This is a genomic window from Flavobacterium sp. FlaQc-57 (genome assembly GCF_044007395.1).
In the GTDB taxonomy this organism is placed as follows: Bacteria; Bacteroidota; Bacteroidia; order Flavobacteriales; family Flavobacteriaceae; genus Flavobacterium.
Genome location: NZ_JBIPDA010000003.1, coordinates 357,464 through 373,900 on the forward strand (window position 1 = coordinate 357,464; position 16,437 = coordinate 373,900).

General features: G+C 34.2%; 16 protein-coding genes. 10 read left to right on the forward strand and 6 right to left on the reverse strand.

Going from position 1 to position 16,437, the window contains the following annotated elements:
* Window positions 1-29: 29 nt before the first annotated feature.
* Both ACHRVZ_RS12440 and ACHRVZ_RS12445 read right to left on the reverse strand, forming a co-directional pair.
* Entirely contained in the window at window positions 30-764 is a 735-nt protein-coding gene (locus tag ACHRVZ_RS12440) for an AAA family ATPase (RefSeq protein ID WP_395422812.1), read from the reverse strand.
* Between the two features lie 29 nt (window positions 765-793).
* On the reverse strand, window positions 794-1,525 hold the full coding sequence (locus tag ACHRVZ_RS12445; protein ID WP_395422814.1) for a YggS family pyridoxal phosphate-dependent enzyme: 732 nt from the start codon (window positions 1,523-1,525) through the stop codon (window positions 794-796).
* Window positions 1,526-1,699: 174 nt separating this feature from the next.
* Between ACHRVZ_RS12445 and ACHRVZ_RS12450 the strand changes: the two genes are divergently transcribed.
* Entirely contained in the window at window positions 1,700-1,933 is a 234-nt protein-coding gene (locus ACHRVZ_RS12450; protein ID WP_395422815.1) for a thioredoxin family protein, read from the forward strand.
* A 52-nt stretch (window positions 1,934-1,985) separates the two neighbouring features.
* Window positions 1,986-2,246 carry a DUF2024 family protein gene (locus ACHRVZ_RS12455; protein ID WP_395422816.1) on the forward strand — a complete coding sequence of 87 codons (261 nt, stop codon included), beginning with the start codon at window positions 1,986-1,988 and terminating at the stop codon, window positions 2,244-2,246.
* Between the two features lie 59 nt (window positions 2,247-2,305).
* Here the strand turns inward: ACHRVZ_RS12455 and ACHRVZ_RS12460 are convergent, their stop codons facing one another.
* Window positions 2,306-3,718 carry a PLP-dependent aminotransferase family protein gene (locus ACHRVZ_RS12460; protein ID WP_395422817.1) on the reverse strand — a complete coding sequence of 471 codons (1,413 nt, stop codon included), beginning with the start codon at window positions 3,716-3,718 and terminating at the stop codon, window positions 2,306-2,308.
* 98 nt (window positions 3,719-3,816) lie between these two features.
* On the opposite strand from ACHRVZ_RS12460, the gene ACHRVZ_RS12465 reads away from it, so the two are divergent.
* Both ACHRVZ_RS12465 and ACHRVZ_RS12470 read left to right on the forward strand, forming a co-directional pair.
* Complete coding sequence (locus ACHRVZ_RS12465; RefSeq protein ID WP_395422818.1) at window positions 3,817-4,278, forward strand: cupin domain-containing protein; 462 nt, start codon at window positions 3,817-3,819, stop codon at window positions 4,276-4,278.
* A gap of 11 nt (window positions 4,279-4,289) precedes the next feature.
* Entirely contained in the window at window positions 4,290-5,177 is an 888-nt protein-coding gene (locus ACHRVZ_RS12470; RefSeq protein WP_395422819.1) for a dihydrodipicolinate synthase family protein, read from the forward strand.
* A 50-nt stretch (window positions 5,178-5,227) separates the two neighbouring features.
* Here ACHRVZ_RS12470 and ACHRVZ_RS12475 read toward each other — a convergent pair whose 3' ends face one another.
* Genes ACHRVZ_RS12475 through ACHRVZ_RS12485 form a run of 3 tightly spaced genes read right to left on the reverse strand, consistent with a single transcriptional unit; the run spans window position 5,228 to window position 7,316 of the window.
* Window positions 5,228-5,521 carry a DUF3861 domain-containing protein gene (locus tag ACHRVZ_RS12475; protein WP_395422821.1) on the reverse strand — a complete coding sequence of 98 codons (294 nt, stop codon included), beginning with the start codon at window positions 5,519-5,521 and terminating at the stop codon, window positions 5,228-5,230.
* Window positions 5,522-5,538: 17 nt separating this feature from the next.
* Window positions 5,539-6,270 (reverse strand): LytR/AlgR family response regulator transcription factor, encoded by a 732-nt coding sequence (locus ACHRVZ_RS12480; protein WP_395422822.1) that lies wholly within the window; start codon window positions 6,268-6,270, stop codon window positions 5,539-5,541.
* Window positions 6,267-7,316, reverse strand: a complete 1,050-nt coding sequence (locus ACHRVZ_RS12485) for a sensor histidine kinase (RefSeq protein WP_395422824.1) — start codon at window positions 7,314-7,316, stop codon at window positions 6,267-6,269. Before ACHRVZ_RS12485 ends, ACHRVZ_RS12480 begins: the two co-directional genes overlap by 4 nt.
* A gap of 265 nt (window positions 7,317-7,581) precedes the next feature.
* Here ACHRVZ_RS12485 and ACHRVZ_RS12490 point away from each other — a divergent pair, with 265 nt between their 5' ends.
* From ACHRVZ_RS12490 to ACHRVZ_RS12515, 6 genes are all read left to right on the forward strand, one after another.
* Window positions 7,582-8,739 (forward strand): efflux RND transporter periplasmic adaptor subunit, encoded by a 1,158-nt coding sequence (locus ACHRVZ_RS12490; protein WP_395422826.1) that lies wholly within the window; start codon window positions 7,582-7,584, stop codon window positions 8,737-8,739.
* Window positions 8,740-8,746: 7 nt separating this feature from the next.
* Window positions 8,747-11,917 (forward strand): efflux RND transporter permease subunit, encoded by a 3,171-nt coding sequence (locus tag ACHRVZ_RS12495; RefSeq protein WP_395422827.1) that lies wholly within the window; start codon window positions 8,747-8,749, stop codon window positions 11,915-11,917.
* 19 nt (window positions 11,918-11,936) lie between these two features.
* The gene (locus tag ACHRVZ_RS12500) at window positions 11,937-13,343 is read left to right on the forward strand and encodes an efflux transporter outer membrane subunit (protein ID WP_395422828.1); all 1,407 of its coding nucleotides are present in this window, start codon (window positions 11,937-11,939) and stop codon (window positions 13,341-13,343) included.
* Window positions 13,344-13,550: 207 nt separating this feature from the next.
* The gene (locus tag ACHRVZ_RS12505) at window positions 13,551-14,048 is read left to right on the forward strand and encodes a hypothetical protein (protein ID WP_395422829.1); all 498 of its coding nucleotides are present in this window, start codon (window positions 13,551-13,553) and stop codon (window positions 14,046-14,048) included.
* A 196-nt stretch (window positions 14,049-14,244) separates the two neighbouring features.
* Entirely contained in the window at window positions 14,245-14,553 is a 309-nt protein-coding gene (locus ACHRVZ_RS12510; RefSeq protein ID WP_395422831.1) for a hypothetical protein, read from the forward strand.
* A gap of 131 nt (window positions 14,554-14,684) precedes the next feature.
* Window positions 14,685-16,421 (forward strand): thiamine pyrophosphate-dependent enzyme, encoded by a 1,737-nt coding sequence (locus ACHRVZ_RS12515; protein WP_395422833.1) that lies wholly within the window; start codon window positions 14,685-14,687, stop codon window positions 16,419-16,421.
* The last annotated feature ends 16 nt before the right edge of the window (window positions 16,422-16,437 follow it).

The following is a 16,437-nucleotide window of genomic DNA, read 5'->3' on the forward strand; positions in this document are numbered from 1 at the left end:
AAAAACGCCTCAAAAATTTGAGGCGTTTTTTATGCAATTGCTGCATTGTTTTTCAGTTGTTCCTGAAGCTCCAGCTCGGCAATAATTTGTGTTTTCATTGTAGTATGAATGTAATCTTTTACCTCCGCATATGAGATGTTGTATTGACGCGGAATATCTTGTAAATGATCGGGAAAATGAGATAGTAATTTATTATAGTAAACATCCAGTTCTTTATTGTTGGGCATTTCAAATTTTAAACGAATCTGAAATCTTCGTAATATAGCCTTATCAATGCTATCGTAATAATTTGTAGCACCAATAAGTAAAGTATCTGTAGGCAGATAATCAATTAATTGAATTATAGTATTTACTAAACGTTTCATTTCGGCTACATCTTTATCTTCGCTGTCACGACTTTTGCTAATTTGGTCAAATTCATCTAGAAATAAAACGGCTTTTTCGCGAATAGCTTTATCAAAAATAGCTTTTACATTTTTTGAAGTTTCACCAATTCGGGCATTAATCAAAGTACTTAAATTGATAATTACAATAGTTTTGTTTAAAGCCTTAGCAATAGCTTTGGCAGTGGTTGTTTTACCACAGCCGGAATGTCCGTGGAGCAGTATTTTATTATCAACTTTAAGATTGTATTTTTTTAATTCGTCAATATATTTATGTTCTTTTATAATCTGCAGCAATGCAGTTTTATTTTCTTCGCTGAAAAGTAAATCGTTAAGTACAATTTTTTCAGTATCGTTTACAACAAGTTCGTACAGATTCATTTGAGATTTATTTGGTGCAAAATTATGTTTTATTCCTGAATATTTTCATTCCAGATTTCTTTTCCTAAAAATCGGTTTCCAAATATTGAAGTGCCAATTCTAACAATGTTTGAGCCTTCGGCAATAGCCAATTCTAAATCCTGCGACATTCCCATAGAAAGTTTTAAAGGGTTTATTCCGTCAATTTTTGCATCGTAGATATCATCTCTTATTTTCCGAAGTAATTGTAAAGAAGGACGCATTTTTTCTTTTTCAACATCTAATAATCCAATCGTCATTAATCCTTTAATTTTTAAAGTTTCGTACTTTTTTATTTCTTTTATAAATGAAATAACATCAGAAGGAGCTAGTCCAAATTTACTTTCTTCGAAGGATGTATTAACCTGAACAAAAACATCAAGATGTCTGCCTTCTTTGCTTAATTGTTTGTCTAATTCGGCAGCTAAACTTAATCGGTCTAAAGATTGAATACAGCTAACGTATTTTAAAACATCTATCACTTTATTAGTTTGAAGATGCCCTATAAAATGGCGTTCGATATTTAAGTCTTTTAACTCTGAATCCTTATCGCGGAATTCCTGCATTTTATTTTCGCCTATTAAAGTTTCTCCGGCCTCAATTGCTACTCGTATGTTTTTGGCATGAACTGTTTTAGTAGCCAATAAAAGTTGCACATCTGAAATATCTCTGCCTGATATTTCGCAAGCATTCTTGATACGAATGTGAACTTGTTTCAAGTTAAAAATAATTTCTTCTTTCATGATTGCAAATTTAGCTGCAATGTACAAGATCCGTAAGATCCAGTTTTAACTATTTAAAACAGTCCAGATTGTAGTTTTAACTGGACCAGAAAACCATTACAAATCGAAAAACTGGATTATTTACCAGCGAAATGTTCTGTCTAATTTTGTATAGAAAATTAAAAATCAATTAAAATGAAAAAATCAATTTTTTATCACGCCGGTTGTCCGGTTTGTGTAAGTGCAGAACAAGATATTCTAAATTTAATAAATGCTTCAGAAATTGAAGTTGTGAATCTTGGTGAAGATAAATCCAGAATTCCAGAAGCTCAAAAAGCAGGATTGCAGTCTGTTCCCGCATTGGTTACTCCAAACGGAAATGTATTGCATATTAATTTTGGCGCCTCAATGGCAGATGTGATTGGGTAATCTGTTTTGTAAACAGATTTCAAAACTAATTTAGATCTATAAAATTAATAACATGAAAATAGCAGTATGGGATACTTATGTAATTCGAAAAGATGAAAAAATTATGCATTTTGATATTCTTGTGAATGAAAATAATGATGCAGATCAGGTTTTTGAATACGGTAAAAACTACCATAAAACAGTTTCTCAGGATGGCCAAAGCTTAACTTCAAAAGAATGTAAGTTTTGTCACATTGATAAAGCTCCCGAAGCAATAGAAAACCAAATTTTAAAAAATGGATTCTCTATTATCGAAATGGAAAACTGTAATTAATGGATTCTTTTTTAAATGATAATTAGACTGAAAATTATGTTTTCAGTCTTTTTTTTGTGTTACAAATATTTAGAAAGTGCTATAATACCTTCTTCCATTTGTTGTTCTGTAAGTGAAGCATAACCTAATCTAAAGCCATTTACAGGACGTCCAAAACTAAATTTTTCTGAATTCATCAGTAGAATTCCTTTTGAGAGTAAATCTGCGCAAACTTTCTCAAAATCAATAGTTTTGTTGGGTACAATCCAAAAAGCTAAGCCACCTTCTGGTTTAGAAAAAGTAATTTTATCTTTAAGATGAAGCTTACACAAACCTGTAAAATGATCTCTTTTTGCCTTATATATTAGGTTTGTTTTTTTGAGATGTCTTTTAATTTTTCCTTCATTTATAAGATGCAAAACGGCTTCTTCCATAATATTATCACCTTGAACGTCAATAATTTTGCGATGGCTGGCAATTTTTGAAATGTTGTCGACTGAACTGGCTACATAACCTATACGTAATGCAGGTGCAACAATTTTACTTAATGTGCCTATATAAATAAAGTTTTTTACATTACCGTAACTTGAGATAGGCAGTATAGGTCGTTGTCCAAAGTGGAATTCATTATCGTAGTCGTCTTCAATTATTGTAAATCCGTATTGATTCGATAATTCAATAAGTTTTAATCTTTTCTTTAAACTCATTGTCACGGTAGTGGGAAATTGATGATGTGGTGTTACATAAATTGCTTTTATAGAATCATGATTTTTTAAATGATTTTCAACTTCCTCTAAATCTAAGCCATCAGCTGAAACATTTACAGGAAGCAAGCTGGCTCCGGCATTTTCAAAAGCCTCCCAGGCAGGTTTATAACCCGGGTTTTCGATCATAACAAAATCTCCTTTCGAAAGTAAACAGTGTGCAGCGAGATACATAGCCATCTGACTGCCGCGTGTTATGCAGATTTGTTCGAGAGAAACATTCATGCCGCGTTTAAAATTCAGCATTTGAACAATCGCTTTTCTAAATTCGATATTTCCCAATTCACTGCTGTAGCCCATAATCTGCCAGCGTGATTTTCTATTAAATATTTCACGATACGCACGTGCCAGATCATTCATAGGGGCAAGGCGGCTGTCAGGAAGTCCGTCATCAAAAACAAGATGCGGTTTATGGTCTTCAACGGCAATATTAATTTGAGTTTCACTTTTTTTATTGCTGCTGATTTCAGGAAGAATATCTGCGATAAAAGTTCCTTTTCGATCTATAGTAATCAGCCAGCCTTCGGCAATTAAAACATCCAGAGCTTCAATTACCGTGTTTCTATTCACATTTAATAGTCCAGCTAATTGTCGGCTTCCGGGTAAAGCATTTCCGCTTATTAGTTTGCCTGACTTTACAGCACTGATTATAGCATCAGCAATTTGTAGATAGAGTGCTTTATCTGATTTTTTATCTAATTGAATTTCAAATTGCCAAGGTCTTAACATCTGGACTAGGTGTTTATATTAAAACTGTGTTATATGTACAGACCAAAGTTACAATAATTTTGTTGCGCAATACTGCAGTAATTAAAAATATAATAAACATGGAAACGAAAGAAAAAAAATTCTCATCAAAAGATTTTCACCAAACTTATGCAAGACCAAGTTTTGTAATGCCGGATAAATTGATTCACAAAAATGTCGAAAATGCCGGCATACACAACGAATTTTCGACTGAAAGAAAACATCCTGTATTTTTTGTAGATCTGCCAAGTAAAAATGTGAGTATGACAATTGGCGGATTGTTGCCAGGCCAGCTTACAAACCGACACAGACATACGTACGAAACACTTTTATATGTAATTGAAGGGACAGGTTATACGGAAGTCGAAGATCAAAAAGTAGAATGGAAAGCCGGTGATGCAGTTTATATTCCTGCCTGGACATGGCACAGACATCAAAACTTAAGCAATACTGAAAATGCAAAATATATCGCGACTGAAAATGCTCCGCAATTGCAAAATTTAGGTGTAGCATTAAGAGAAGAAGAAGGTAGAGATTTATAAAATAGAAAGAAATGAAAGACATAAAATTTAAAGGAATTATCGCTTATCCGATCACGCCATTTGATACAAATGAGAAAGTAGATATCAAACTTTACAAGCAATTGTTAGAAAGATTAATTGTATCAGGATCTCATGCTGTTGCTCCTTTAGGAAGTACAGGAGTAATGCCTTATTTGAATGATGATGAAAAAGAAGCTATTACAGAAGCTACTGTAGAACAAACAAAAGGCAGAGTTCCAATTTTAGTGGGCGTTTCTAATTTGACAACTGAAAGAACTATTTATCATGCCAAATTTGCTGAAAAAGCAGGAGCAGATGCGGTAATGATTATTCCGATGAGTTATTGGAAACTCAGCGACGATGAAATTGTAAAACATTATGATACCGTTGCGAAACAAATTTCGATTCCAATAATGGCTTATAACAATCCGGCTACGGCAGGAGTCGATATGTCACCGGCTTTATTAAAAAGGATTCTTGAAATTCCGAATGTTACGATGATAAAAGAAAGTACCGGAGACATTCAAAGAATGCATTATTTAAAGAAAGAATTGAGAGAAAATGTGGCATTTTATAACGGATCAAATCCGCTTGCACTATCTGCATTTGCAGCGGGAGCGACAGGATGGTGTACTGCGGCTCCAAATTTAATTCCGGAATTGAATATTGCATTATACAATGCTGTTCAGGAAAATGATCTTCTGGAAGCGCAAAGATTATTTTATAAACAAATTGATTTATTGCGTTTTATTGTTGAAAAAGGACTGCCCAGAGCAATTAAATCGGGTCTTAAGATTCAAGGAATTGATAGCGGACATTTAAGAAAACCACTTCAACCACTTACTGAAAAAGAGATTACTGATCTCGGTAGTATTATAAAGTTAGTTAACGCTGACTAAAATAGCAAAAGGCATAACTTTATTAAAGTTATGCCTTTCTTTTATGTAATTTACAAGCTCTTTAATTTTTTCATAAATACAGGAAACACTTCGTTTAACTCATCAAAAAGCGGATTTTTGCGATGTTTGAGTTTTATTTCACTAAATAATTTAAGACCCAGCGCAAACTGTGTCGCTTCTTGATGATTATCAAATAAGTTTTTGTCTTTTATTTTTTCGATAATGCTAAAAATTTCGTCGTGATTGTCAAATTCTATTCCAAGTTCTTTTGCAGGAGTAGTTTCGCCATTTGCGTATTCTTTTAAGCTTAATGTCAAATAATATTTGTTCGATCTTTTTTCCATGGGGCTTTAAATTATATTTACTTCAACCATTTTTCAACGATGGTTTTAAAGGTTTCTTTGTATTGCTCACCAACTGTTATTTCAGTTTTATTTACGAATATTGAGTTTTTACTGATGGCGTTTATTTTTTCAAGAGAAACAATAAAAGAACGGTTAATTCGCATAAATTTTGAAGCAGGTAATTTTTCTTCTAATGCTTTTAAAGAAATCAAAGAGACTAATGATTTTTGCGCATCTTCAAGATGAACTTTGACATAATCTTTAAGACTTTCGATATATAAAATGTCTTTTAGAGGAATTCTAACCCATTGATATTCTACTTTTAGGAAAATAAATTCGTCGTCAGTTGTTACAGATTGGTATTGATTAGAGGCTTCTTCAGACAATTGTAATACTTTGTTGGCAGCGCGCAAAAACTCTTCGTAGCTAAAAGGTTTTAAAAGATAATCTACTGCATTAACTCTGTAACCTTCAATAGCATAATGATTGTAAGCAGTTGTAAAAATGATTTTTGGCAAGGGCCCGGGTTGTTCTTGCAAGAGTCTTGCCAGTTCCATACCTGTTAAATTAGGCATATTGATGTCTAGAAAAACAATGTCTGGCTGTTGTTCGCGTATCAAACTCATTGCTTCAACCGCATTATCACAGCTGCAAGCCAATTGCAAAAAAGGAGTTTGTTCAATAAAGGTCTCCACGAGTCTTAATGCTAGTGGTTCATCATCTACGGCGATACATTTTAATACAATCATTGTTCTAAAGTTATTTGCAGATTCACTTTGTATTTTCCATTTTTGTCAATACCCGCCGTCATAATATGTTTGTTTGGATAAATTAAATGCAATCTGCGTTTTGTATTCGTTAATCCAATTCCGCCTTGATCTGTGGTCGAAGTTTTTTCAAAAAAAGTATTTTCGACTTCAAATTCAAGATTAGTTTCATTTTGCTTCAGCGTAATATGTATTTCACTTTTATCTGTAGCATGTACGCCATGTTTAAAAGCATTTTCGACTAAAGGTAATAACAACATCGGAACAATTGGATGGTCGTGTATTTTTTCCGGAATATCTGCTGTAATTGTTAATTTGCTATTGGCACGAAGCTTCATCAAAGCTATAAAATCTTTCATGAATTCTACTTCTTTTAATAAAGTAGTTCTTTCTCCTTCGGTGCTATAAAGTAAATAGCGCATCATTCGGCTTAAGGTGTGAAGAGCCTTGCGAGAATCTTCGATATTGCTATAAGTAAGCGAGTAAATACTATTAAGTGAATTAAAGAAAAAGTGCGGGTTAATCTGAGCCTTTAGCATTGCTAATTCTGCCATCGTTTTATCCTGCTCCAGTTTTTGTTTGTGTTGTGCCGCTTTTTGCCAATGATGCAACATTGCCCAACTTGTACTAATTCCTAAAACCAATAAGGTAATTGTGAAAACATAATTGTCAAAATAATCATTTCGGTATTTTTTAAAACCAAGTATTTCTGCCAGTTTACTATGTAGATCGGTGTTGATATTATAGACATAAGCAATAAGCTGCATAGCAAAAATGATAAAAAGCGCCCACAGGAAAAAGGGACTTATATTATCTCTAATGATCGTTTTTGGAACTATTATTTTGGCATTAGAATAAAAAATAACAATCATAAAAAACAATACAATCGATTGCCATATCCAAAAGATTCTTGGAAGAACAATATTCCAGGTTAATGGTATGTAAAACAACAGAGTAAATCCTAATAATAACCATCCCAGAATATGTAATCCCGCGTAAATATAAGGTTTGAAAAAGGTTGGAGACATCTTAATTTATGATTTTAATGACAATATTACGTTATATTTATACATAATATAAAATCAATCGCTCAAAATGGAGTTAGAACCTCTAAAAACCATTTTAGAGCCGACGAGCCTTTTTAAAAATACCTATTTAGAGCAGAATAAGTTCCATCGGTTCTTATGTTATATCTATCGATTGTCTTTAGGTCTTCGTCTATTGAAAATTTTTTGTTTGAGTTATTTTAGTTCTTTTGTTCACATATAAATTGATAATTACACATTTCTCACAATGAATAAGCAATCCTTTTTAAGCATTCTCGCAGTAGCAGTTATGATCGCATCGTGCGGTAATAAAAACGACAAATCGGCTCAGGCCGGAGGTGCACCACAAATTAAAGATTATAAAACGTTGATTTTAGAGCCAAAATCTGCAACGTTAAATACAGACTTTCCTGCAAGTATCCAGGGACAGCAAAATATAGAAATCCGACCTAGAGTTGAAGGTTATATCGAAAAAATCTTTGTTGACGAAGGTGCTGTGGTAAAAGCAGGACAGTCTTTGTTTAAAATAAATGCTCCTGAATATGAGCAAGAAGTTCGTACTGCTACAGCAAGTATAAAAAGTGCCCAGGCAAATTTAAGTTCGGCAAAGCTGGCTGTAAATAAAGTAAAACCGCTTGTAGAAAAAGGAATCATTAGTAAATATGATCTGGAATCAGCTCAATATACTTACGAGTCAGCTTTAGCAACTCTAGCTCAGGCAAATGCAAGTTTAGTAAATGCAAAAGTAAATTTAGGATATACTACAGTAACAAGCCCTGTAAATGGAGTTGTGGGTTCAATTCCGTTTCGTTTAGGAAGTTTGGTGAGTTCTAATACTACAGAACCATTAACTACTGTTGCAAGTATTGGAAACGTATATGCTTATTTTGCATTGAACGAAAAAATGCTTTTAACCTTTACTGAAAATACAGGGACTTCATTGAGTCAGGCAATTAAAAAAATACCAGCAGTTTCATTACTTCTGGCAGATGGTTCTACTTACGGAGAAAAAGGATATGTAGAAACTGTGAACGGATTAATTAATACAGAAACCGGTTCGGTAAACATTAGAGCACGTTTTCCTAATCCAAAAGGAATTATCAGAAGCGGAAGCAGTGCAACAGTAAGAATTCCGAAAGAAGTTAAAGATGTAATAATAGTACCTCAGAGTGCTACATTCGAACTTCAGGATAAAATTTTTGCTGTGACAGTAGGAAAAGACGGAAAAACAAAGAATGCTAATATCACTGTACTTGAAAATACTGCAGGAAATTATTATGTCGTAACCAGTGGTTTAAAACCAGGTGATCAAATTGTATTAGAAGGTGTAGCTTCATTAAAAGACGGAAGCGAAATCAAACCTCAGAATCAAAATGCCGAAACTGTTTACGCAGACTTAAAATAAGAAAAAAATGTTTAAAAAATTCATACAAAGACCTGTACTTTCGACAGTAATATCTGTTATTATTGTCATCTTAGGTGTTTTAGGCTTGATTGAACTGCCTATTTCTCAATATCCTGATATAGCACCACCAACAGTAAACGTTGCAGCAAGTTATACGGGAGCAAATGCCGATGTTGTATTAAAAAGTATTGTAATTCCGTTAGAAGAGCAAATTAATGGGGTAGAGAACATGACATACATGACTTCTACAGCAACAAATGACGGAAATGCATCTATAAAAATCTTCTTTAAAGTAGGAACAAATCCTGATTTAGCAGCGGTAAACGTTCAAAACAGAGTTTCGAGAGCTACAAGTTTATTACCTGTAGAGGTAACTCAGGCAGGGGTAACGGTAACAAAGAGTCAGAGTAGTAACTTACTGATTTTCTCTTTATACAGTGATGGTAATGCTTATAGCCAGACTTTCCTTCAAAATTATGCTAAGATCAACCTTGTTCCACAAATTCAGCGTGTAGTTGGAGTAGGTGATGTTACGGTTTTTGGAGCAAACGATTATTCTATGAGAATCTGGTTAAGACCAGATGTAATGCAACAGTACAAATTGATTCCTAGCGATATTTCGGCTGCTTTGGCAGAACAAAATATCGAAGCGGCGCCAGGTAAATTTGGTGAGAATGGAAATCAGGCTTTTCAATACGTAATTAAATATAAAGGTCGTTTAACAAGTGCCAAAGAATTTGGTGATATTATCATTAAATCTGTTGGAAACGGACAAGTGTTGCGATTAAAAGATGTTGCCAAAGTTGAGCTGGGATCGCTTAGTTATGCTTCTACAACCAAAACAAATGGTATTGAATCTACAGCTATGGCAATCAGCCAGACTCCGGGATCTAATGCCCGTGATGTAATCATCAACTCAAAAAAGCTTATCGAAGAAGCTGCAAAGACTTTCCCGAAAGGAGTAAAATATACAATTCTGGTTGATGTTAATGAAAATTTAGATGCTTCGATCTCAAAGGTAATTCATACTTTAATTGAAGCTTTTATATTGGTTTTTATCGTAGTATTTATTTTCCTTCAGGATTTTAGATCAACTTTAATTCCGGCGATCGCAGTTCCGGTAGCTATTGTAGGAACATTTTTCTTCCTGAATTTATTTGGGTTTACAATCAACTTATTAACGCTTTTTGCATTGGTTCTTGCCATTGGTATTGTGGTCGATGATGCTATTGTCGTCGTCGAGGCCGTACATGCCAAACTGGATCATGGTTATAAATCGTCTAAAAAAGCAACGATTGATGCCATGGACGAAATTTCAGGTGCGATTATTTCGATCACGCTTGTAATGGCGGCGGTATTTATTCCGGTTACGTTTATTAACGGTTCTACCGGGGTTTTCTATAAGCAATTTGGTATAACATTAGCGGTTGCGATTATTCTTTCGGCAGTTAACGCTTTGACGTTAAGTCCGGCATTGTGTGCTTTACTTTTAAAACCTCATGCTGACGATCATAAACATAAAAGTTTTATTCAGAGATTTTATACCTCGTTTAACGTTGCATTTGATAATGTAACTGGTAAATACAAACGTTCGGTTCAGTTTCTTTCTGTAAAAAAATGGATTGTATTAGCCTCAATTGTGGTTGCCGGTGCAGCGTTATTTTATATGATGAAAACTACACCATCGGCTTTTGTTCCTGCAGAGGATCAAGGTACTGTTTTTGCCAATATTAGTTTACCACCATCAGCTTCTATGGAGCGTTCTGATGTAATTGCTAAAAAAGTAGATAGTATTGCCCAAACAATTCCGGGTGTTAAAAATACACTTCGTATTGTGGGACAAAACTTTACAGCTGGAGCGGGAAGTGCCTACAGTATGGTTATTATAAAATTAGAAACTTGGGAAAAACGTGATTTAAGTGTTAATGATGTAATTGGACAGCTTTTTGCTAAAACAGGCGGTATTCGAGAAGCTAGCATTTTCTTTATTTCTCCGCCAACAATTCAGGGTTTTGGACAAAGTGGTGGATTCGAATTCCAATTACAAGATAAGGGAGGACATACTACAGCAGAATTCTTTAAAGTGAACACAGACTTTTTAGAAAAATTGGCTAAACGTCCGGAAATACAGTACGCAACAACACCTTTTAATCCAGGATTCCCTCAATACATGATGGATATTAATCTGGCAAAAGCAAAAGATGCCGGTGTTCCAATCAATACAATTTTGTCAACGATGCAAGGTTATTATGGTGGATTGTATGCTTCGAATTTCAATAAATTCGGAAAACAATACCGTGTAATGATCCAGGCTTCTCCAGAATTTAGAACAAATACAGAGGGGCTTAATAAGATCTTTGTTAGAAACAGTTCAGGAACAATGGCCCCAATTACAGAGTTTGTAAAAATGACAAGAGTTTTTGGACCGGAATCTATTTCAAGATTTAACCTTTTCTCTTCTATTTCGATAACTGGAGCTCCAAATCCTGGATATAGTTCAGGAGATGCGATCAAAGCCATTCAGGAAGTTGCTGCACAAGAATTACCGGCAGGTTACGGATATGAATTCTCTGGTTTAACACGTGAGGAATTGGCTTCAGGAAGTGAAACTATTTTCATCTTTATATTATGTCTGGTATTCGTTTACTTCTTATTAAGTGCACAATACGAGAGTTATATTTTGCCATTTGCAGTATTATTTTCGATTCCGTTTGGATTAGCCGGAGCGTATTTATTCTCCATTATATTCAAATTGAATAGTAATATTTATTTACAGATTTCCTTAATCATGCTTATTGGACTTCTCGCGAAGAACGGTATTTTGATTGTTGAATTTGCTTTGGACAGAAGACGTAAAGGAATGCCAATTGTACAAGCAGCTGTTGAAGGAGCCGTAGCACGTTTAAGACCGATTTTAATGACCTCTTTTGCTTTTATTTTAGGACTTGTTCCTTTAATGTTTGCTTCTGGAGCCGGAGCTGTCGGAAATAAATCAATCGGAACCGGAGCCGTTGGAGGTATGTTAATCGGAACCATTTTAGGAGTATTTGTTATTCCGGTATTGTTTATCATTTTCCAGACTTTACAGGAAAGAGTGAGTGGTCCGCCTAAAGAAAATTATGATGATGAAGGAGACGATGAAGAGGAAATTCAACAGATAGAAGCTCATAAAGAGTAAATAATTTAATTAAGAAAAAATGACTCATAGTTCAAATAAATATATTCTTTTGGTAGTTGCAGCCGCACTTTTAAGTGCGTGCTCAATTACGAAGAAATACGAACGTCCTTCGACAATTTCGACGGATAAGTTATATCGAGATCAGGCTTCTGCCGATTCGACTACGATCGCCAATATGCCTTGGCAAACTGTTTTTAAAGATCAGAAGTTGAATGCTTTAATTCAAAAAGGATTAGATCAGAACTTGAATTTAAAAAATGCGATAGAAAACATTGTTCAGGCACGTGCTACTTTACGTCAGACTAAGTTGGCTTATTATCCAACTTTAAATTTTGATGCAAATGCAACGCGTAACAAGCAATCTAAAGCCGCGTTAAATTTTCCGGCGGGAATTAATATTAATACGTTAACCACGACTTATAAATTGGGATTAAGTACTTCTTGGGAAGCTGATATTTGGGGAAAACTGAGCAGTTCTAAAAGAGCGGCTCTAGCAACGTACCTTTCGACAGATGCGGCAAAACAAGCGGTTCAGACACAGTTGATTTCAGATATTGCTAATAATTATTTTTTACTGTTATCGTATGATAAACAATTAGAAATTACAAAAGCAACATTAGAAAGCCGTATTAAAAATGTTGAAGTTATAAAAGCTTTAAAAGAAGGAGCGATTGTTACAGGTGCTTCTGTTGTACAAAGTGAAGCCAACCAACATGCCGCCGAAGTTTTGATTCCGGACTTGAAAAGAAGTATTCGTGAGACTGAAAATGTGCTTAATATTTTATTAGGACAAGCTTCAGGACCAATTGAAAGAGGAACTTTAAGCGATCAGGTAATTCCTGAAAAAATTGCTATAGGTTTACCGGCTCAATTGTTAGAGAATCGCCCGGATGTTCGTCAGGCAGAGTTTAATTTCAGAACTGCTTTCGAAACAACGAATATGGCTAAAACTTATTTTTATCCAAGTTTAACGCTTACAGCAAGTGGCGGTTTATCGACTCTTGAATTAAAAAATTTCTTTGATCAGTCTATTTTTTATTCTATAATAGGAGGATTAACACAACCTATTTTTAATCAAGGGCTTAATAGAGAAAGGTTAACAAACGCACAATCAAGACAAGTTCAGGCTTTCAATACTTTTCAACAAAGCCTTTTAGTTGCTGGTCAGGAAGTATCAAATGCTTTATATGCTTACGAAATGGCAGTTGCGAAAGAAGATTCAAGAGAGAAACAAATTGAAGCTCTGGAAAAAGCAGTTGATTTTACACAACAACTTTTAGAGTACAGTTCTGCAACTAATTATACTGATGTATTAACATCAGAACAAAATCTTTTAGCCGCACAATTAAGTGGTGTAAACGATAATTTACAGAAATTACAAGCTGTAGTCGATCTGTACCGCGCTCTCGGTGGTGGATGGAAATAGATTTATAATCTACTGTTACTAAAAATTGTTAAAAACGAAAAGCGCCTCAAATATTTGAGGCGTTTTTTCATTAAATAAGTTTATGTCGGGTCAAAATGCGTATTCGTCGATTGAGGTAGTGATTCTGTATATTGAGTGCGATGAATCTGAATATTGGCACTACTTTAGCTTAGTATTAAATCATATAAATACTTAATACTATAAAAAATGAAAAAAATAGGAATTGCATTAATACTCTTGATGAGTGTTTTTGCTCATGCACAAGTTTCGATCAATGTAAATATTGGAACACCCCCAAGTTGGGGACCACAAGGAAATGATGATGCCAGATATTATTATTTGCCAGATATCGATACTTACTATGATGTTGCTAAAAGCCAATACATTTATGATAATAATGGTAGATGGATTCGCGAAAATAAACTTCCGTCAAGATATAGACAGTATGATTTGTATGGAGGTTATAAAGTAGTTTTAAATGATTACAAAGGAGACGCTCCTTATACATATCATAACAAACACAGAGCTAATTATCCTAAAGGGTATCATGGAAAACCTCAGAAAAATAGAGGAAATAAACCTGAAAAAAATAATAAATCAGATCATAAACAGAAATCTAATAAAGAGTATTCAAAAAATGAGAAAGAACATTCAAAAGGAAATTCTAATAAAGATCAAAAGCATTCACATGATGATCATCATTAATTAAAAATATACTCCAAAAAAAGCCTTCAGTGATGAAGGCTTTTTTTTGGTTTAGATTGATATTAAATTTTTAAAAAGTTAAAAGAGTTTTAATCGAAAAAGGAATGAAAATAATTGATTATCTTTAGATTACCTCAAAAATAAAATTGAATAGTAAATTCTTCTATGTTACATTAAACTTAAAAAAATCTAAAAAATGAATCCATATAATAACTTAACAGAGGCTTTAGAGGGTTTGATTTGTCAAGGATATAATAGAAATTTTGTCTTGAAAAAGGATTTTTTAAAAGAGAGGAACAGCAGAGAAAAAATAAACAAGGATGAGTTTGAAGTACAACAGATTTATCATTTTGTTGATTCCGATTCGAAATTCGATGCTGTTATCTATGGCGTTTCTTCTGAAAAACATCACATTAAAGGTTTGATCGTAGCAGATCGTGAGATATTGCCAAAAAACAATTCCCATCAAACAAAAAGTAAGGTTGACGAGAAATCAATTTTATAGTTATCTGGGATAGTAAAGAAACATTTTTTTTGTACACTTTTCTAACCTTGTTTTTGCTTCTTCTAAAAAATCAAATAATAAAAGAATTCCAATACATACCCTTCAAAGTATTAATTCAAAAAAGAGATTCTATGAGTAAGATAGTGGCAGAACAATTAGTCGATATGTTGGTAGAAGCCGGAGTAAAGCGTGTATATGCAGTTACTGGTGATAGTTTAAATCATTTTAATGATGCAATACGCCGAAATGGAAAAATAAAATGGATCCATGTACGCCATGAAGAAGTAGGAGCATATGCTGCTGCCGCTGAGGCCGAACTGGATGGATTTGCAGTTTGCGCCGGAAGTTGTGGTCCGGGACATGTTCATTTAATAAACGGTTTGTATGATGCCCATCGTTCTCATGTGCCTTTGTTAGCCATTGCTTCTACGATTAATACAGGCGAAATGGGGATGGATTATTTTCAGGAAACAAACACCATTAGACTTTTTGACGACTGCAGTTGTTACAATCAAATGATTATGACGGCCGAGCAAGCGCCACGAATTATACAAACGGCTATACAGCACGCATTAGGAAAAAAAGGTGTCGCAGTTATCGGTTTACCCGGCGATGTATCTCAATTAAAAGCTGTTGAAAGTAACATATCTACTCAGTTTTTTAAATGTAATCCTGTTATCAGACCTTCTGATTCTGAATTACAAGAGTTAGCAAATGTTATAAATGAGAGTACAAAAATAACTTTGTTTTGCGGAATAGGATCTGATAAAGCACACGATCAGGTTGTACAGTTATCGCAACATATTAAAGCTCCTGTAGGATACTCTTTTAGAGGAAAAATGAGTATTCAGCCCAATAATCCTAACGAAATCGGGATGACAGGTTTACTCGGTCAGCCTTCGGCATATCATAGCATGCATGAATCTCATTTAGTACTATTATTAGGAACCGATTTTCCTTATGATAAATTCATGCCCACAAACAATAAAATTATTCAAATAGATACAAGTTCTGAGCGTCTCGGGCGAAGAGCCAACCTTCATCTGGGATTATGTGGAGATGTTGCCCATACCATAGACGCCTTATTGCCATTATTGGATGTAAAAACGGAGGATAGTTTTTTACAAGCGCAACTTAAATTCTACAGCAGTGTAAAAGAAAACATGAATATTTACATTGATGATAATGGAGGAGAAGATACGATACAGCCAGAATACCTCGCCCACATTATTGATAAATTGGCTAATAAAGATGCCATTTTTACTGTTGATACAGGAATGACCTGCGTTTGGGGAGCTCGTTTTATAAAAGGAACCGGAGAACGAAAAATGTTAGGTTCATTTAATCACGGATCAATGGCAAACGCAATGCCAATGGCTATTGGAGCAGCTTTGGCTCATCCTGAAAAACAAATTATCGCTATGTGTGGCGATGGTGGTTTATCGATGCTTTTAGGAGACTTGGCAACAATTCATCAATATAATCTTCCAATTAAAATTATTGTTTTTAATAATCGTGCATTAGGAATGGTAAAACTTGAAATGGAAGTTAATGGTTTGCCAGATAACGAAACAGATATGGTAAATCCTGATTTTGGATTAATTGCTCAGGCAATGGGATTTCAAGGTATAAATGTTCATAAACCTGAAGAAGTTTTAGAAGTAATTCAAAAAGCATTTTTATTTGACGGCCCCGTTTTACTTAATGTCTTTACTAATCCAAATGCATTGGCAATGCCTCCAAAAGTAGATTGGGCGCAAGTTACAGGTATGGCAAAATCAATGACCAAATTAATGCTTGGCGGTAAAATGGACGAAGTTTTCGAAACAATTAAGTCTAATTACAAACATCTAAAAGAAGGTTTGTAAATTTGTATTTTAATTA